The organism is Streptomyces apricus (assembly GCF_008369065.1).
Taxonomy (GTDB): Bacteria; Actinomycetota; Actinomycetes; order Streptomycetales; family Streptomycetaceae; genus Streptomyces; species Streptomyces apricus.
In genome coordinates this window covers 13,061-30,689 of sequence record NZ_VDFC01000024.1, presented here as the reverse complement: position 1 = coordinate 30,689, position 17,629 = coordinate 13,061, and the positions used below count along the sequence as shown (strand labels likewise).

Annotated in this window: 18 protein-coding genes; 11 read left to right on the top strand and 7 right to left on the bottom strand. The window is 68.5% G+C overall.

Annotated elements, in window-relative coordinates; translation table 11 throughout:
• Positions 1 to 17 precede the first annotated feature (17 nt).
• The 6 genes from aroA to FGF04_RS08830 all read left to right on the top strand — a co-directional run bounded on the left by aroA (position 18) and on the right by FGF04_RS08830 (position 6,927).
• Entirely contained in the window at positions 18 to 1,340 is a 1,323-nt protein-coding gene (gene aroA, locus FGF04_RS08855) for a 3-phosphoshikimate 1-carboxyvinyltransferase (protein WP_149510700.1), read from the top strand.
• Complete coding sequence (gene gpmI, locus FGF04_RS08850; protein ID WP_149510699.1) at positions 1,337 to 2,869, top strand: 2,3-bisphosphoglycerate-independent phosphoglycerate mutase; 1,533 nt, start codon at positions 1,337 to 1,339, stop codon at positions 2,867 to 2,869. Before aroA ends, gpmI begins: the two co-directional genes overlap by 4 nt.
• Positions 2,866 to 3,231, top strand: coding sequence for a hypothetical protein (locus FGF04_RS08845; RefSeq protein ID WP_235882245.1), 366 nt, complete (start codon positions 2,866 to 2,868; stop codon positions 3,229 to 3,231). Before gpmI ends, FGF04_RS08845 begins: the two co-directional genes overlap by 4 nt.
• A 331-nt stretch (positions 3,232 to 3,562) precedes the next feature.
• Entirely contained in the window at positions 3,563 to 4,435 is an 873-nt protein-coding gene (locus FGF04_RS08840) for a phosphate ABC transporter substrate-binding protein (protein ID WP_149510698.1), read from the top strand.
• 3 nt (positions 4,436 to 4,438) lie between these two features.
• Complete coding sequence (pstC, locus tag FGF04_RS08835) at positions 4,439 to 6,250, top strand: phosphate ABC transporter permease subunit PstC (RefSeq protein WP_149510697.1); 1,812 nt, start codon at positions 4,439 to 4,441, stop codon at positions 6,248 to 6,250.
• Positions 6,238 to 6,927, top strand: a complete 690-nt coding sequence (locus FGF04_RS08830) for a phosphate ABC transporter ATP-binding protein (protein WP_188114003.1) — start codon at positions 6,238 to 6,240, stop codon at positions 6,925 to 6,927. Before pstC ends, FGF04_RS08830 begins: the two co-directional genes overlap by 13 nt.
• Positions 6,928 to 7,046: 119 nt before the next feature.
• On the opposite strand, the gene FGF04_RS08825 is transcribed toward FGF04_RS08830, so the two are convergent.
• Together FGF04_RS08825 and FGF04_RS08820 are read right to left on the bottom strand one after the other, a co-directional pair.
• Positions 7,047 to 7,388, bottom strand: coding sequence for an ArsR/SmtB family transcription factor (locus FGF04_RS08825; protein WP_149510696.1), 342 nt, complete (start codon positions 7,386 to 7,388; stop codon positions 7,047 to 7,049).
• A 114-nt stretch (positions 7,389 to 7,502) separates the two neighbouring features.
• A complete protein-coding gene (locus FGF04_RS08820) occupies positions 7,503 to 7,862 on the bottom strand; it encodes an ArsR/SmtB family transcription factor (RefSeq protein WP_149510695.1) in 360 nt (119 codons plus the stop codon).
• A 163-nt stretch (positions 7,863 to 8,025) separates the two neighbouring features.
• Here FGF04_RS08820 and FGF04_RS08815 point away from each other — a divergent pair, with 163 nt between their 5' ends.
• The 4 genes from FGF04_RS08815 (at position 8,026) to FGF04_RS08800 (ending at position 11,686) form a co-directional block, all read left to right on the top strand.
• Positions 8,026 to 9,435: an FAD-dependent oxidoreductase gene (locus tag FGF04_RS08815; protein ID WP_149510694.1), complete on the top strand. Its 1,410-nt coding sequence runs from the start codon at positions 8,026 to 8,028 to the stop codon at positions 9,433 to 9,435.
• 63 nt (positions 9,436 to 9,498) lie between these two features.
• Positions 9,499 to 9,957: an ArsI/CadI family heavy metal resistance metalloenzyme gene (locus FGF04_RS08810; protein WP_149510693.1), complete on the top strand. Its 459-nt coding sequence runs from the start codon at positions 9,499 to 9,501 to the stop codon at positions 9,955 to 9,957.
• An 8-nt stretch (positions 9,958 to 9,965) separates the two neighbouring features.
• Entirely contained in the window at positions 9,966 to 11,189 is a 1,224-nt protein-coding gene (locus FGF04_RS08805; protein WP_149510692.1) for an MFS transporter, read from the top strand.
• A 137-nt stretch (positions 11,190 to 11,326) separates the two neighbouring features.
• Positions 11,327 to 11,686 carry an ArsR/SmtB family transcription factor gene (locus FGF04_RS08800; RefSeq protein ID WP_149510711.1) on the top strand — a complete coding sequence of 120 codons (360 nt, stop codon included), beginning with the start codon at positions 11,327 to 11,329 and terminating at the stop codon, positions 11,684 to 11,686.
• A gap of 86 nt (positions 11,687 to 11,772) precedes the next feature.
• On the opposite strand, the gene FGF04_RS08795 is transcribed toward FGF04_RS08800, so the two are convergent.
• From FGF04_RS08795 to FGF04_RS08785, 3 genes are all read right to left on the bottom strand, one after another.
• On the bottom strand, positions 11,773 to 12,843 hold the full coding sequence (locus FGF04_RS08795) for an ArsO family NAD(P)H-dependent flavin-containing monooxygenase (RefSeq protein ID WP_149510691.1): 1,071 nt from the start codon (positions 12,841 to 12,843) through the stop codon (positions 11,773 to 11,775).
• Between the two features lie 91 nt (positions 12,844 to 12,934).
• Positions 12,935 to 14,047, bottom strand: coding sequence for an ACR3 family arsenite efflux transporter (gene arsB / locus FGF04_RS08790; protein ID WP_149510690.1), 1,113 nt, complete (start codon positions 14,045 to 14,047; stop codon positions 12,935 to 12,937).
• Entirely contained in the window at positions 14,044 to 14,352 is a 309-nt protein-coding gene (locus FGF04_RS08785) for an ArsR/SmtB family transcription factor (RefSeq protein WP_149510689.1), read from the bottom strand. Before FGF04_RS08785 ends, arsB begins: the two co-directional genes overlap by 4 nt.
• Before the next feature lie 92 nt (positions 14,353 to 14,444).
• On the opposite strand from FGF04_RS08785, the gene FGF04_RS08780 reads away from it, so the two are divergent.
• Positions 14,445 to 14,858 (top strand): arsenate reductase ArsC, encoded by a 414-nt coding sequence (locus tag FGF04_RS08780; protein WP_149510688.1) that lies wholly within the window; start codon positions 14,445 to 14,447, stop codon positions 14,856 to 14,858.
• Positions 14,859 to 15,172: 314 nt separating this feature from the next.
• On the opposite strand, the gene FGF04_RS08775 is transcribed toward FGF04_RS08780, so the two are convergent.
• Positions 15,173 to 16,663, bottom strand: a complete 1,491-nt coding sequence (locus FGF04_RS08775) for a UvrD-helicase domain-containing protein (RefSeq protein WP_408055596.1) — start codon at positions 16,661 to 16,663, stop codon at positions 15,173 to 15,175.
• Between the two features lie 774 nt (positions 16,664 to 17,437).
• The coding region (locus FGF04_RS08760) for a transposase (RefSeq protein ID WP_149509104.1) at positions 17,438 to 17,629 on the bottom strand (192 nt) is incomplete at its 5' end.

Here is a 17,629-nt window from a genome sequence, read left to right as displayed (position 1 = left end):
CCTGCTGGAGGCAACACATGTCCGCCACGCCCGACCCGCGCCTTGAGGCCGAGTCCGTCACCGTCCGGACATTGGCCGGTTTCGACGAGACCGTGAGGGTCCTCGGATCCAAGAGCTACACCAACCGCTACCTGGCCATCGCCTCCCTGTCCGGGCAGGAAACGGTCATCGACAACGCGCTGCTGTCCGATGACACCGTCTACCTCTCCCGCGCCATCGAGGCGTTCGGCCACGTCACCTGCGACATCGACCACGACACCGCCCGCATACGCGTCACTCCCACGGGCCGGCCCATGCGCGCCCCGGGCGAGGACATCTTCGTCGGCGGCGCCGGCACCCCTCTGCGCTTCCTGATCTCCATGGCCGGACACGCCGAGGGCACCACCGTCATCACCGGCAACGCCCGCATGCAGGAACGCCCCATGGGAGACCTGCTCAAGGCACTGCCCGCGCTCGGCGTGGACGCCACCGCGGTACGCGGCAACGGCAGCCCGCCCATCCGGGTCGTCGGCGGTTCCTTCAAGGGCGGCGCCACCTCCATCAGCGGCGCCGTCTCCAGCCAGTTCACCTCCAGCCTGATCATCAACGCGCTGCGGGCCGAGACCGACACCGAGATCACCATCAGCGACGAACTGGTCTCCAAGCCGTACGTGGAGATGACGCTCGCCGCGCTGAACGAGGTCGGCGTACGCGTCGACCGGGACGGCTACCGCAGGTTCACCGTCCCCGCCGGACAGCAGGCCCGCGGCGGACAGGTCACCGTCGAACCGGACGCCTCCGGCATGTCCTACTTCCTGGTCGCCGCCGCCATCCTGGGCAGCCGCGTCGTCATCCCGGGCATCGGCGCCGGCTCCCACCAGGGCGACGTCCACCTCGTCGAGGCCCTTGAGCGGATGGGCTGCCGCACCGAGGTCGGCGACGACTCGATCACGGTGACCGGCGGGCCCCTGCACGGCATCGACATCGACATGGAGGCCATGCCCGACGTCGTGCCGTCCCTGGCCGTCGCCGCCGCGTACGCCGAAGGCACCACCCGCATCACCAACATCGCCTCCCTGCGGGTCAAGGAGTGCGACCGCATCGCCGCCGTCACGACCGAGCTGCGCAAGATGGGCATCGAGGTCGAGGAGCACCAGGACGCGATGTACATCACCGGCGGCACCCCGCACGGCGCGACCATCGACACCTACGACGACCACCGCATCGCCATGACCTTCGCCATCGCCGGACTGCGCACCGAAGGCGTCGTCATCAAGGACCCCGGCTGCGTCGCGAAGTCCTTCCCCACCTTCTGGAAGACCCTCGACACCCTCCACCCGGACCTGGAGAGCACCAAGTGAGCTCCTCCGAAGCGGCGTTCACCGGACCGGGCATCCTGCTGGTCCTCGACGGCTGGGGGCACGCGGACGCATCCGACGACAACGCCCTGACGCTGGCCCACACCCCGGTCCTGGACGAACTGGTCGCCGGCCCCTCCAGCACGCTGGCGCAGGCATCGGGCGAGGCGGTCGGCCTGCTGCCCGGCACGGTCGGCAACTCCGAGATCGGCCACATGGTCATCGGAGCGGGCCGGCCACTGCCCTACGACAGTCTCCTGGTCCAGCAGCACATCGACTCCGGCGAGCTGCGGGACAACCCCCGCCTCACTGCGCTGCTGGACACGCTCGCCGCCCAAGGCGGAGCCCTGCACCTGGTCGGCCTGTGCTCGGACGGCCAGATCCATGCCCATGTCGGGCATCTGAGCGAACTGCTGGCCGCGGCCGCCGCCCGCCAGGTGCCTCGCGTGTGGATCCACGCGATCACCGATGGGCGGGACGTGGCCGACGGCACCGCCGGAACCTATCTGGCGCAGGTCGCTGCCCTGGCCGAGACGGCCGGCACCGGCCGGATCGCCAGCGTGGTCGGCCGCGGTTACGCCATGGACAAGGCAGGCAACCTCGACCTGACCGACCGGGCGGTGCACCTGGTGGCCGACGGGGCAGGCGTGGAGGTGGACACCGCGGCCGAGGCTGTGGACGCCTCCGAACGCGGCGACGAGTGGGTGTCGCCGAGCACCCTGCGGGATGCCTCGGTGCGCATCGCCGACGGCGACGGCCTGGTGTGGTTCAACTTCCGCAGCGACCGCATCCAGCAGCTCGCCGACCGCCTGCTGGATCACCTGGCCGTCACCGGACGCGTGGTGGACACCCTCAGTCTGGCGCAGTACGACACCCGCGCCGACATCCCGGCCCTGGTCCAGCGGGCCGACGCCTCGGGAGGACTGGCCGACGAGCTCACCGCCGCAGGCGTACGCACCGTGCACATCGCCGAGGCGGAGAAGTTCGAGCACGTCACCTACTACATCAATGGTCGTGACGCCACGGCGCGCGACGGAGAGGAGCACGTACGCATCACCGGGGACGGCAAACCGAACTACATCACGCGTCCCCGGATGAACCTCGACCGCGTCACCGCGGCAGTGGTCGAAGCGGCCGCCCGCCCGGAAGTCGATCTGGTCGTGGCCAATCTCGCCAACATCGACGTGGTCGGGCACACCGGCGACCTGGCTGCCACCGTCACCGCCTGCGAGGCGACCGACGCCGCAGTCGGCCGGATCCTGGCAGCGGCCGGGGACAGCCGCCGGTGGGTCCTCGCCGTCGGCGATCACGGCAACGCCGAACGCATGGCCAAGCGGGCACCGGACGGCACCGTCCGACCGTACGGAGGGCACACCACCAATCCCGTGCCCCTGGTGATCGTGCCTCCGACCGCCGACACGCCCACGCCCGTGCTGTCGGAGACGGCCACGCTGGCCGATGTCGCCCCCACCGTCCTGCACCTGCTGGGGCACAAACCCGGATCTGCCATGACAGGAAGGCCACTGCTGTGACCGTGAGTCCCCCCGCCCCCACACCCGCCTCGGCGCTGTGGCATCGAACCCCGGCTCTGTCCGGATGCCTCAGCGACCCCCGTATCGCAGCCGCCTTCGACGACACCGCCACCGTCCGCGGACTGCACGCCGACGGCATCGAAGGCGTGCTCCACGAGCCCGCCGACCGTTCGCGCGTGGTCCTGGGCCTGCACAACCCGTCCGCGACCGAAGCCCACGTCAACCTCAGCACCCTGCTGCCCGAACGCGCCGATTGCACCTGGCGCTTCCTCAGCGGCTCCATGCGCACCAGCGACGCGGCCGACGGCATGTACGTCCACCTGGACGGCGCCGGCACCGCGTGGCTGACCGCAGCCTCCTAGAGGAGGACACCGGAGTCCGGGCCACATGACGCCTGGTCACCGTCTGTCCGGATGCCGACGGGCATGAGCTCGCCGGCATCGCCTCGCCAGATCCATGCAGCCTGCGCGGGGCAGCCTCCTCACCGGTGTGCTGTCCCGCATTCCTCTTTCAGGGCACCGCCATCCCCGAAGGATCTGACATGTACACATCTTCAGCGTTCCTCGACCGAACCAGACCCTCCTGGCCGGCCCTTCCTCGACGGGCACACCCATGACCGCTCACGGGGCATCGCACCACGCCCCGCTCTGCCTCGTCCCACATACAGCGGTCACGCACGAAGGAAGAGCCCCAGTGTTCAACAAGAAGTTCCGCAGCGCATACCTCGTCACCTCGGTCCTGACAGTCCTGTCGCTGGCAGGCTGCGCCGACAGCGACGCCGGGTCCAATGGCGCCCTGCAGGTCAGCGGGTCGACCACCGTGGCACCGGTCGCCGCGGACGCCGCCCAGGCGCTCAAGGCCGACGGGCTCGACATCACGGTCGCCACCCAGGGCGGCTCGGCCGGCGGCATCTCCCAGCTCGCCGCAGGTCAGATCAACATCGCCATGAGCTCCAAGCCCCTGGCGAAGGAGGACAAGGCCGCCAACCCCGACACCGACTTCCTCTCCACCCAGATCGGCGCGGACGCCGTCGGCGTCATCGTCACCAAGAAGGTCGCCGACGCCGGGGTGAAGAACCTCACCGCCGACCAGGTGCGCGACCTGTTCGAGGGGAAGATCAAGAACTGGTCCGAACTCGGCGGCCCGGACCTTGAGGTCTTCGTCTACGACAAGGAGCCGGGACGGGGAACGCGCGAGGTCCTCGACAAGTACATCTACGGAGACGAGAAGGCTCCGCCGCCCCCGAAGTCCGGCAACTTCGCCATCGTCGGCGGCAACCTGGAAACCCGCAACAAGCTGGAATCCACACCCGGCGCCGTGGCACCACTGTCCACCAGCTTCATCGAAGGACGCGACAAGCTGGCCGCCGTGACACTGGACGGTATCGAAGCCTCCCCCGAGAACATCGCGTCCGGCAAGTACCCCATGTCCCGGCCGCTGTACCTGCTCACCGACGGCAAGCCCAAGGGTTCCGCCAAGAAGTTCATCGACTACGTGCTGACCGACAAGGGCCAGAAGCTGATGACCAAACACGGCTACCTGACCCTCAAGGAAATCGGTAAGTAGCCGATGACCACCGAAACCCTGACGCGGCCGCCCGTCGCACCCGACACCGGCGGCCGCCCGCGCCCGTCCAAGTGGATCTGGACCTGGCTGTACGCCGGGGCGTTCGCCGTGGCGGCCCTCCTCCTCGTTGTCGTCGGCTATCTCGGCGCAGGGATCGCCGGCGGACACGTCGACTGGATGGAGCTGCTGACCGAGTCCGCATGGAGTCCGACCAACTCGGTCTTCGGCGGCCTGGCGATGATCTACGGCACGGCGGTGGTGTGCGCCCTCGCCCTGGTCATCGCCGTGCCCGTCAGCTGGGGAGCGGCCGTCGCGCTGTCGGAGTACCTTCCGCCGCGCCTGGCCCGGCCGCTGCGCATGTGCGTGGAACTGCTCGCCGCCGTACCGTCCATCGTCTACGGCCTCATCGGCATCATGGTCCTGCGTCCGGTCATCTCCAAGATCGCCGACGTACCCGGCGGAGACAGCCTCGCAGCCGCCGGCATCGTCCTCGCCGTCATGATCACTCCCACGATCGTGGCCGTCAGCGTGGACGCGCTCACCGCGGTGCCGGACCGGGTCCGCGAGGCGGCCTACTCACTCGGCCTGACCCGCCGGGAGGTGGTCCGCTCGGCGGTGCTGCCGCCGGCGCGCTCCGGCATGCGGGCGGCCGTGCTGCTCGGTCTGGCCCGGGCCCTGGGCGAAGCCATCGCGGTGTTCCTGGTCGTGGGACGGGCGGACGGGCGGCTGCCCACCAGCTTCGGGGAGTTCCTCGACTCGCTGAGCCACCCCGGCCAGACGCTCACGACGAAGCTCGCCGGGCCGGAACCCGTACTGGCGGGAACGTCCGGTCCCTACTTCGCCGCGATCTGCGGACTCGGCCTCGTCCTCCTCGCGCTGGTCGCCGCCGCGACGGTCTGGGGCACACGAGGCCGTGACCGCGGCGCAGCGAGCGAACGCCCGCTGAAGTTCCGTGGCACCGCGCGGCTGCGTCAGCAACGGGACCGGCTGGTGATGACGCTGCGACTGGGGGCTCTGCTGCTGCCCAGCCTCCTGCTCGTCGGCATGCTGGCTCTCCTGGTGACACGGGGCAGCTCGGCATTCGATCCGTCCTTCTGGTTCACCTCCGCAACCGGCGCGGCCGGAGGCGGCGTACGGGACCAGATCGTCGGCACCGTGCTGCTCATCGCCACCACGGGCATCCTGGCTCTGCCGCTCGGCTTCGGCGCGGGCATCCTGATCGGCATCCATGCCTCCGAGCGCACCGCACGCGTGCTGCAGACCGTCACGGTCATCCTCGGCGGCGCGCCGACCATCCTGCTGGGCCTGGCCGGGTTCGTGATCCTGTCCACCACGATGGGCTGGGGCCGGTCCTGGCTGGCCGGTGCGATCGTGCTCGTTCCCGTCGTGGTGCCGGTGATCGCCCTGACCACATCCGCCCGCGTCCGGAGCATTCCCGCCGAACTCACGGAAAGCGCCATGTCCCTGGGGCTGACGCGTGCGCAGTACGTCCGCTCCGTCGTCGTTCCGTACACCTGGCCAGCGACCATCACCGGTCTGCTCCTGGGGCTGGCCCGGGCCGCGGGAGAGACCGCCCCGCTGCTTTTCACGGCGACCGTCTTCTTCGGTGCGCCCATGGTGCCGAGCGGCATCGTGGAATCGCCGGTGCAGGCGCTGCCGACGCACATCTTCACGCTCTCCCAGGACTCGGGTGACCCCCAGGCCGTCACCCAGGCATGGGGAAGCGCCATGGTGCTCGTTCTGATCACCGCAGTACTTCTGAGCGCGGCGGTCGCGCTGCGCAACCGCTTCGAGGGGGAACGATGGACAACGTGATCACCGTGCGCGAACTGCGCGTACGCAGCCGCGACAAGACCCTGGTCGGTCCGGTTTCGTTCGACGTCGGGCAGGGATCGACCACCGGGTTGTGCGGGCCCTCGGGCGCCGGCAAGTCCACCATCCTGCGCGCCCTGGTGGAACTGCTTCCCAACGGGCTGACCCGGGACGGCGAACTGCAGGTGCTCGACCGGACGATCGCGCCCGGCAAGGGGGACGCCGACTTGCGGGCGAAGATCGTGCTCGTGCCCCAGGTGCCGGTCGTCTTCGGGGGCAGCATCCTCGACAACGCCCTCTTCGGCCTGCGTCATGTGCTGCGTGCCTCCCAGGGCGTCCTCAAGGAGCGGGCGGAAAAGGCGCTGGAGGAGGCCGGACTGTGGAAGGAGGTGGCCGACCGCCTCGACTCACCCGCGCAGAACCTGTCCGCCGGCCAGCGCCAACGCCTGTGCCTGGCCCGCGCCCTGGCCCTGGAACCGGCGGGACTGCTGCTCGACGAACCCACCAGTGCACTCGACGAGCGCAGCAGGGACAAGGTCGAACAGTCCATCGCGGCCCTGCACGGCCGCCGGGCAGTCCTCCTCGTCTCCCACGATCCGTCGCAGGTGGAGCGGCTGTGCGACACGACCGTCAACCTCGACCAGCCCGTGGCGGCGTCCCCTGCGGCCGCCGTGGGCTGATCACCGCCACGCGGCGAAAAGTTCCGCACCTCCCACACTTCATCGGCTCACCCCCCTCGCTCGGTACCGCCGCGCCCTGACCGCGGCGGTACCGTACCGGTCCGAAGACCTGCTCCCCTCTAGACGTTGACCTGGCTGCGCTGATGCAGGATCTGCATCAGCGCGGAGCGCACCCCCGCGCCCAGCCTGTAGTAGATGAGGCGGCCCTCACGCCTGCTCTCGATCAGGCCGATGCACCGCAGCCGCTTCAGGTGATGGCTCACGGTCGCCAACGAGACGCCCACATCCGCCAGTTCGTGCACCGCGGCCTCCGCTCCAGACCGTTCCGCCAGATGCATCAGAAGCTGCAGGCGGACAGGGTCCCCCAGCGTTTTGAACACGTTGGACCACCAGACCATGTCGGCCTCGCTCAGTTCCAGGCACGACCCGTCGCAGGCCGAGACGGCCCCCCTCTGGCACATGACGTCTCCCTCCCAGCGTCCCCTCTGGGATGCGCTACCGGTCGGCATGCCCTTCTGTGCCCAGGAGCTGCACCCGGCCGACGCCCACCGTGCGGACCACCGGAACCCGTCGGTTCAGGAGGTCTGCGAGAGCAGGCCCGCCATGGCCGCCAGCACGCCGGGGGCCACGCAGTAATACACCCAGCTGGCACGGCGCTCCGACTCAAGGAGACCGGCCTCGCGCAGCTTCCGCAGGTGGTGACTGACCGTGGGCTGGGAAACGCCGACGTCCTGGATGTCACAGACACAGGCTTCGCCGCCCGGCCGGGCGGCGATCCTTGAGAACAGCCGCAGCCGGACGGGATCGGACAGCGCCTTGAACATGGCGGCGATCTTCTCCGAGTCGGCAGCGGACAGCTCTTCCTTTCCCAGCGGCTGGCAGCACCAGGTCATCGTGGTGTTGAGGTCGGTGGAACCCAGAGCCAGATTAGACATACCTCTATGTTGACAGTCATCAAATCATTTGCCAAGCAGGAAGCGGAACCCCCTTGCGCCCGTTCGGGCACAGATTCGATGAACTTCTATGTTGACGCATGTCGATCCCAGGGGCATGCTGGGCGACATCGACAAACATCGAAACCGAGGAGTCATCGCCATCATGGACGCCGCCCCCGCTCTGCCGGTAGTCGTCATCGGCGCCGGTCCCGTCGGACTGGCCGCCGCAGCCCATCTGGCCGACCGTGGTCAGCGTGCTCTCGTTCTGGAATCCGGTCAATCCGCGGGCACGTCCGTACGCGAATGGGCACACGTACGCCTCTTCTCCACCTGGGGTGAAGTCATCGACCCGGCAGCGGAGAAGCTCCTCGCCCCGACGGGTTGGAGCAAGCCCGACGCGGACACCTACCCCAGCGGCGGCGACTGGGCCGAGCGGTACCTGCAGCCGCTCGCCGACGCCCTCGGTGACCAGGTCCGCTACGGCGCCCGGGTCACCGGCGTCTCGAAGGCCGGCCGCGACCGTGTCGTGGACACCGACCGCGACACCCAGCCCTTCGTCGTGCACGTGCAGTACGCCGACGACCGCGAAGAGCGCGTTCTCGCCGCCGCGGTGATCGATGCCTCCGGTACCTGGACCCTGCCCTCCCCGGCAGGCGGCAGCGGCCTGCCCGCCCTCGGCGAGCGTGCGGCGGCCGGCCGTGTCGGCCACCGCGTCCCCGACCTCACGGACCCGGCCGTACGTGAGCGCTATGCGGGCAGGCGCACGGCCGTCATCGGCTCGGGCGCCTCCGCCTTCACCGCGCTCTCCTCGCTGGCCGAACTGGCGCGGTCGAAGGACGGCACGGACACGAAGGCGGTGTGGGTGGTGCGCCGCGGCATCTCCGACTCCACCTTCGGCGGCGGGGCCGCCGACGAGCTGCCCGCACGCGGCGCTCTCGGCCTGGCGGCCAAGGCCGCCGTCGACGACGGTCACGCCGAGGCGGTCACCGGCTTCCGCACCGAAGCCGTCGAAAGCGACGCCGACGGCCGGCTGGTCCTGGTGGCCGAGGACGGACGGCGGCTGCAGGCGGTGGACGAGGTCCTCGTCCTGACCGGTTTCCGCCCGGACCTGTCCTTCCTGTCCGAGGTGCGCCTGCGTCTGGACGAACGTCTGCAGGCACCGGTGGAGCTCGCTCCGCTGATCGATCCCAACCAGCACTCGTGCGGCACCGTCTACCCGCACGGCCACCGGGAGCTGTCCCACCCGGACTCAGGCATCTACCTCGTCGGCATGAAGAGCTACGGCCGCGCCCCCACGTTCCTGGCGATGACCGGCTACGAGCAGGTCCGCTCCGTGGCGGCCGCCCTGGCGGGCGACACCGAGGCGGCCGACCGGGTGGAACTGGTCCTGCCGGAGACCGGCGTGTGCGGTGGCTCCGGCCTGTTCGACGCGGCCGACACCTCCCCGGCCGCCGCAGAAGGCTGCTGCGCCCCGGCCGCCCCAGCCGCCCCGCAGCCGATCCAGCTCCTCACCGTCTCCCCCGGCCCGGCAGACACGCCCAGCAGCTCGTCCAGCAGCTGCTGCAATTCCTGAACGCCCCGACGCCGTCACGGGTTCGGGCAGTACGCAGCATCGAACCGACAGGAGGAATGCCCCATGTCCCGAGTGCAACTCGCCTTGCGCGTGCCTGACTTGCAGGCCGCGATCACTTTCTACAGCAAGCTGTTCGGCACCGAGCCGGCCAAGCTGCGAGACGGCTACGCCAACTTCGCCGTCGCCGAGCCCCCACTCAAGCTCGTACTCATCGAGGGAACGGCGGGCGAGGACACCCGCCTGGACCACCTCGGCGTCGAAGTGGCCTCCACCGAGGACGTCCAGGCCGCCACCGCCCGGCTGGCCCAGACAGGGCTGGCCACCACCGAGGAGAAGGACACCGCCTGCTGCTACGCCCTGCAGGACAAGGTCTGGGTGCACGGCCCCGGCCAGGAGCCCTGGGAGGTGTACGTGGTGAAGGCCGACGCCGACACCCTGACCAAGCAGGCCGGAAGCGCCTGCTGCACTCCCACGGGCGCCACCCGGCCCGAACAGCAGCCCGACGCGGCCGGCTGCTGCTGACCTGACACATGAACGACCTCTCCACGGCCACCGCGGCCGCCGTGACGAAGCAACCGACGCGGCCGCGGGCGGCTCTGCCCGCCCTGTGCCTGACCCAGATCACCAGCTGGGGCATCGTCTACTACGCCTTCCCCGTCCTCAACCCGCAGATCACCACGGCCACCGGCTGGAGCGCGACCGCGACCACGGCCGCCTTCTCCGCCGCTCTGCTCGTCTCCGCCGCAGCCGGTATCCGCATCGGCCGCATCCTGGACGCCCGCGGCCCCCGTACGGTCATGACCACCGGCTCCGTCATCGGCGCGGTCAGCCTGGTCGTCATCGCCACGGCGCCCAACCTGGCCGTGTTCACCGTCGGCTGGCTGCTGGCCGGTCTCGCCATGGCGTCCACCTTCTACCAGCCAGCCTTCGCCGCCCTCACCCGCTGGTGGGCCCCTGACCACATTCGCGCCCTGACCACCGTCACGCTCGCCGGAGGTCTGGCCTCCACCGTCTTCGCCCCGCTGACCGCCCAGTTGGCCGGTCACTTCAGCTGGCGGCACACGTACCTGATCCTGGCCGCCGTCCTGGCCGCCGTGACCGTGCCCGCCCATGCACTCGCCCTGCGGGGCCCGTGGCCCCCTGCCCCGCCTGCCGTCACGACCGGCGTACCGACCAGCACGGCCGGCATCACCCGCAGCCGCCCATTCCTCCTCCTGGCCACTGCCCTGACCTTCTCCTCGTTCGCGATGTACGCCGTGGTCGTCACCCTCGTCCCCCTGCTGCTCGACCGCGGCTACACCGCGACCCAGGCTGCCTGGGCCCTGGGACTGGGCGGAGCAGGACAGACCCTCGGCCGCACGCTGTACGCCGCGCTGGCCCGCCGCAGCTCGCCCGCTCTGCGTGCCAGCGTCCTCATCGGCCTGGGCGGAGCGACCACCGCCGCCTTCGCGTTCGTCCCTGGCCCCTACCCACTGCTGGCGGCCCTGGCCGTGGTCGCCGGAACCGTCCGCGGCAACCTGACCCTGTTGCAGGCCACCGCCGTCACCGACCGGTGGGGCGCCAACCGCTACGGCCGCCTGTCAGGCATTCTCGCCGCCCCCATGACGACCGCCTCCGCGCTCGCCCCGTTCGCCGGCACCGCCCTGGCCGTGCCCCTCGGCGGCTACCCCAGCCTGTTCGCCGCCCTGGCCCTGGTCTCGGCCACCGCCGCACTCGTCGCCTGGCACACCACACCGACCGGCCGGACGATCTGACACCTGCCCCAACAACCGCACAACCCGGGCCGAACGGCCACCCAATCCTGACCGAACGTACAGCCCGACCAATTATGATCGTGCCAAAGTGATCACACAGCGCTTATGGTCGGTACGTGGCTGTCATAGATCTGGAGATGTCGGAGGACGGGTTCCTCGAAGGCGGTACGTGCGGACCGGGGTTGAACTGCAAACCCCTGCAACGCGCGGAGGCCGAACAGTTGTCGGCGATGCTGCGAACCATCGCCGACCCCACCCGCCTGCAGCTGTTCCGCCTGCTGGAACAGGCTCCCAACGGCGAAGCCTGTGTGTGCGACTTGGCCGACAGCCTGGAACTGCGCCAGTCCACCGTCAGCCACCACTTGAAGATCATGACCGAGGCCGGGCTCCTGGACCGTGAACGGCGCGGCACCTGGGCCTGGTTCTCCGTCAACCACGAGGGTCTGCAGCGGATCCGCTCCATCCTGGACCCGGCACCCAGAACCCCCTGCGAGTAACCACCGCACCCGCTTCCTTCGAGCGGACAGCGACGGCATGCGCGTGGCACGTCCGGTTCGCCGCAGACCCCGCGATGCTACGAGGGTCAGCTTCCAGTTCTGGCGTCAAGAAGCCCGGCGATCTCACGCGCCGCGTCGCGCGCCGACCGCCCGACGCCGATGAGCGTGGCCGAGGCCGGACCCGTCCAGTCGCCGTAGCCGAGAAGGTGTAGCCGAGGCTCCTGCAGACAACGGGTGCCCTGGGTGGCGAGGTGGCCGCGCGAGCCGCGCAGGCCCAGGGGTGAGAGGTGCGAGAGAGCCGGCCGGAAGCCGGTGCACCAGATCACCGCGTCGGCGCGCGCCCTCGTACCGTCGGCCCACACGACACCGTCACGGTCGAGCCGCGCGAACATGGGCGACGTCTTCAGCAGCCCGGCGTCACGGGCTTCTCGCACCGCCGGCACCGCGACGATGTCACCCAGCGCGGCGACGCCTCCGGTGTCGGTGCGGCCTTCGTCGAGTGCGCGGCGGCGGGCGGTGGCCGCGTCGAACAGGGCGCGGCCGTCGATGTCGTCGGCGAGGAAGCGGGGCGGGCGCCGGGTCACCCAGGTCAGTTCGGTGTCGTACGCGAGGTCGGCGGCGATCTGCGCCCCCGAGTTGCCGCCCCCGACGACGATCACGCGACGACCCACGAAGTCCTGCGGTGTCCGGTAGGAGACGGTGTGCAGTTGCCTGCCCGCGAAGTCCTCGCGGCCCGGGACGGCAGGGAGGAAGGGCCGCCACCACGTGCCGGTCGCGCTGATCACCGCGCGTGCGTGCCAGGTACCGGAGTCGGTGTCCACCCTCAGAAGCCGCCCGTCCTCGTGCACCCCGAGCACGTGGACCGGCCGCCGCACAGGAAGCTCGTACCGGTTCTCGTAGTCCTCCAAGTACGCCACCACGTGCCCGGCGGTCGGGTACTCCTGGCCCGGCTGCGCCGGCATGAGGCGACCGGGGAGGGAGGAGAAGGCGGCCGGGGAGAACAGGTGCAGCGAGTCCCAGGCGTGCTGCCAGGCCCCGCCGGCAGAGATTCGGGCGTCGAGGACGACGAAGTCCAAGCCTTGGCGGCGCAGGTGGTAGCCGGCGGCGAGCCCGGACTGACCGCCGCCGATGACCACCACGTCCACGTGCTGCGTCATGCGGCCCGCTCCGCCACCCGCACAGTACGCCTCACGGGGCGAGGTGCGGCCGTACCGGTATCCGTCCGCACGTGGTGACCGCCGAAGCGGCTCATCGGTGATCCCTTCCCACAGTGGTCAACGCGGAGGAGGCGAACTTCTTGCGCCAGGCCAAGGACACGTAGACCAGACCGATCAGGACCGGGACTTCGATGAGTGGCCCTACGACGCCGGCGAGGGCCTGGCCCGAGGTGACACCGAACGTGGCAATGGCGACGGCGATGGCCAGCTCGAAGTTGTTGCCCGCGGCGGTGAAGGCGAGGGTGGCCGTGCGGTCGTAGGCAAGACCGATCGCCTTGCCCAGCAGGAACGTCCCGGCCCACATCACGGCGAAGTACACCAGCAACGGTAGGGCGATGCGGGCCACGTCCAGAGGCTGCGAGGTAATGGTCCTGCCTTGCAGGGCGAAGAGGATGACGATCGTGAACAGCAGGCCGTACAGGGCCCAGGGACCGATCTTCGGCAGGAAGGCGGACTCGTACTTCTCGCGGCCGAGTTTCTTCTCACCGATCCGGCGGGTCAGGAACCCGGCCAGGAGCGGCACACCGAGGAAGATGACGACGTTCAGCGCGATCTTCCACATGGAGATGTCGAGGTGCTCGCCGTCGCCCAGGCCCAGCCAGCCGGGCAGCAGGTCGAGGTAGAACCAGCCGAGCAGGCCGAACGCCAGAACCTGGAAGACCGAGTTGAGCGCCACGAGCACCGCGGCGGCCTCGCGGTCGCCGCACGCGAGGTCGTTCCAGATGATGACCATGGCGATGCAGCGGGCGAGCCCGACGATGATCAGGCCGGTGCGGTACTCGGGCAGGTCCGGCAGGAAGATCCAGGCCAGCGCGAACATTACGGCCGGGCCGACGATCCAGTTGATGACCAGCGACGAGGCCATGAGCCTGCGGTCGCCGGTGACGGCGTCGAGCTTGTCGTAGCGGACCTTGGCCAGGACCGGATACATCATGATCAGCAGGCCGACGGCGATGGGCAGCGAGATGCCGCCGATCTCGACCTTGGCGAGGGCGTCGTCCAAGCCCGGGACGGCCCGGCCCAGGCCGAGCCCGAAGGCCATGGCAATGAGGATCCAGACGGCGAGGAAGCGGTCCAGTGTCGACAGCTTCGCGACGACCGAGGAATCCTCCGCCATGGTCGCGGGCGCTTCGGTGCGGGTCACGGACAGGCCCTCTTGTTCTCTGCGGCACTGCGGGCGGACTCGGCCAGGTCGGCGAACCGGCCGGCGAGCGAGGCGATGACGTCCGGGCGGATCTTGTAGTACGTGTAGCGCCCGCATGGCTCGGTCTCGACGACTCCTGCCTCGCGCAGCACCTTCAAGTGATTGGAGAGGTTGGTCTGCCGGGCGCCGGTCTCCTCCACGAGGTGGGTGGTGCACAGCGTCTCTCTGGCCAGCAGGGTCACGATTTGCAGCCTGAGCGGGTCCGCCAGAACCCGGATCAGGTCAGCGTCGACTGACGTCATCATGTGCTGATAGTTTCATATCAGTGGTGGCTGACACCACCAGGCGCTGAAGTCATTCACGCCTGATGTCACCGTGAGACAAGAGAGACCTCCTCATGTCCGACAAGCCCTCCGTCCTGTTCGTCTGCGTCCACAACGCAGGCCGTTCCCAGATGGCTGCTGCCTGGCTGACCCATCTGGCCGGAGACCGCGTCGAGGTCCGTTCCGCAGGCTCGAACCCGGGCGCCGGCGTCAACCCGGCCGCGGTCGAGGCCATGCGCGAGGTCGGCATCGACATCTCCGCCGAAGTGCCGAAGATGCTGACGGTGGACGCGGTGAAGGAGTCGGACGTGTGCATCACGATGGGCTGCGGCGACACCTGCCCGGTCTTCCCCGGCAAGCGGTACCTGGACTGGCAGCTCGACGACCCGGCTGGCCAGGGCGTCGAGGCCGTCCGCCCAATCCGGGACGAGATCAAAGGGCTTGTTGAAGGGCTGATCAAGGAGATCACGCCGGAGTCGCAGGCGTGAGCGCCATCACGAACGCTCGCGAAGTTGTCGTTACTGGTTCGGGTCCTTTGGGCTACACAGCAGCGCCCTGCACCGCGCGCAAACCCTCAATTGCTCATCTTCGGTGATGCGGTCTTCGTCGGCACTCGCTGACGACTACAGCCGGGGTCGAAAATTTTCCAGTTCTCTGAGGGCCTTCAAGGCCTTGAGATCATGGAGAACAGAGGGTTCAGTACGCTGCGTTCCCTACACACAAGAAACACCTGCTCGCTCGTGCTAACAGCCAGTCTCATGGCCTGCAGTCGGATGGCGGGTAAACCATGTGTGACGGATCCTTACACGCGGTCCACAGCAGCTGGCTGGTCCTCGATCCATGCAAGCCCTCCAAGGTCCAGTTGGCGGCGAGCACGAGTAACGGCGACGTAGGCCAGGCGTGCGTCCGTATCACTCACGGGTTCCGGGATCGGGCGGCCGTTGTCGTCTAGCTGATCGCTGTCCGGCGGCGGGGGGAAATCGTCGGCAATTCTGACCTTGGGCCACTCTCGGCCTTTCGCCTTGTGAGCGGTGGAGACCGTTACCTCTGCTTCATCTTCTTTGGTCAGCGCATCGACGGCGGCGATAATGGCTTCAGGCCCATGGGTGTCGACAAGCTCTACGAAGGGCTGAAGATCTCGGCCGGCGGGATCGTATTCCGCGTACTCCTGCAGCTCACCCCACGAAGGGAAGAGAACCAGTTCGGGATGGGCTGTGCGTCGGCCGTTTTTTAGGTCTCGGGCAGCGAGCGCCAGTGCGTTGAGTTCCTGTCCGCCTCTCGCCAAAGCCACCCGACGGCCGATTTTCAACTGTTTCATGACTTCGGTCATGGCGCCGATGTTGGTACGGCACAGCACTGCGTCTGGATATGTCACCAGGCCGACTTTCGTCGGAATGGTTTTTGAACCAGTCAACCGGATCGGCGTGTCGGTGAACGCAAGCCAACGGTTGGCTTGCTCGGCGAGCAGGGGGCCGAAGCGGAAAGAGCGGGTCAGGGTGAGATGGGTAGCGTCGAAGCCCGTCATCACGTCCTGCGCCCCGCGCCACCCGTAGATGGCTTGGGCGGAATCGCCAACCATGACCAACTGGGCGTGACCACGTTGAGCAGCAAAGACCTGCTCCAGGACGGGGTTGGTGTCCTGGGCCTCGTCGAGGAAGAGGAAGTCGGCCTTGATCTTCGGCTCGGTCAGGGCCCACATCTTCAGGTAGTGGTCATGCTCAAAGCGGACTACGCCCTGCTCAGTATTCTGCAGATCAGCCCAAGCCCTGTGCGCGAACGGCATGACTTCATCGGCGAACTGGGCACGCTCATTTGACTTCTCCAGCCCGCGCAAAACCGGTACGTGACGAGGTGCCAAAGCCCGGTCTGCGGACTGGCAGAAACGGGTCACTGTACGCAGCACGGTATGGGACAGGGTCCTGTGACTGATCTCGTGATGACCGATACGGACGGGTGAGTTGATACCGAGGGCGTGTCCAATCCTCCATGCCGGCCTGCGGGGGCAGTTGAGACGTTCGGCGTAGCGGTGACCCAGAGCGGCGTAGGCCGTAGCGTGAGCTGTCTTGCACAGCACAGAGCGTGGAAGGCGAATGGCGGCATCGCGGGCGATGTCCTTATTGAAAGCTAGGTAGCGACCGTGGCGTCCGGTGCTTGCGGCGAGCAGACCCAGCGTACTGGTCTTGCCTGTGCCGGCGCCGGCCTGCAGCACCAGGTGATGACCGTCACGGAAAGCATCGATGGCGTATGTCTGTTCGTCAGTGGGCGCATGCAACAGAAACTCCGTGGAGGACATAAATTAAAGGACCTTGCGGGAGCTGTCCGCGTCGTATAGGTGCAGGGAGACCTGACGACGGCTGTGTAGTAGCACTCCGGCCGCACAGGCCAGTACTTCTTCTGGGGCGTGGTGGACGAGGAGGCTCTCGAGCTGCCCGATCAGTTGCTGATTTCGATCCCGCTCACGCCGTGCAAGAGCTGCTACAACGGTTCGGCCGAGGAAGTCTGCGGGCGTCTGCCGTCGGGTTGCCGCAGCTTCTCGAACCGCAGCGCACGTGGTGCGAGGAAGAACGAGGTTCAGCAAGACCTTCCCAGAGTGATCGGGGTAATGACTCGTCAGCACATCGATAGGTAGCAGCCGGTCGAGGTCGCGGCGAAGGGACCGCAGCGCGCTCCCGGGGGATTTGGCCCGGCGCACGGCCATCAGACGGGTTCGGTCAGCGTTAGCTGCGAGTGGCGCTACCCGACAGACTCGTCGCAGCTCTTCGCAGGTGGCAGGCCTTGTCAGAACAATTTCGACAGCGTGCTGCCGCCTCATTACGAGACCACCTTTTGCGGATCTCCATGCGGGCCTGGTCTACGGCCGCCGGTAGGGAGCCGAGGATGTACGTGAGCATGGTGGATGAGTGGGTCAAAGGGCTCCCAGTCGGTCAATGCCAGATCCGCCGCCTTTGAAGAGACGGCATGCTGGAGGCAGCGCTGTGTGCGCCAGCGCAACTGTTCGGTGTAGGGCAGGCTAAGGGTTGTCCCGTAAATGATCTACGGCATGCTCGGTGACCTGCTGGTTTCTGCGTCACCCGGCGAGGGCGAGGTTGTGCAGGCGGGCGATGCCGAGCGTGGCGTGGTGAACGCCGTCGCCTTTCAGGCGGCAGTCGCGGAGGATCTTCCATCCCTTCATGCGGGCGAAGACGTGCTCCACGCGGGCGCGGACCTTGCGGTGCGAGGCATTGTGTTCCTCCTTCCAGGCCGGGAGTTCGGCCTGGCC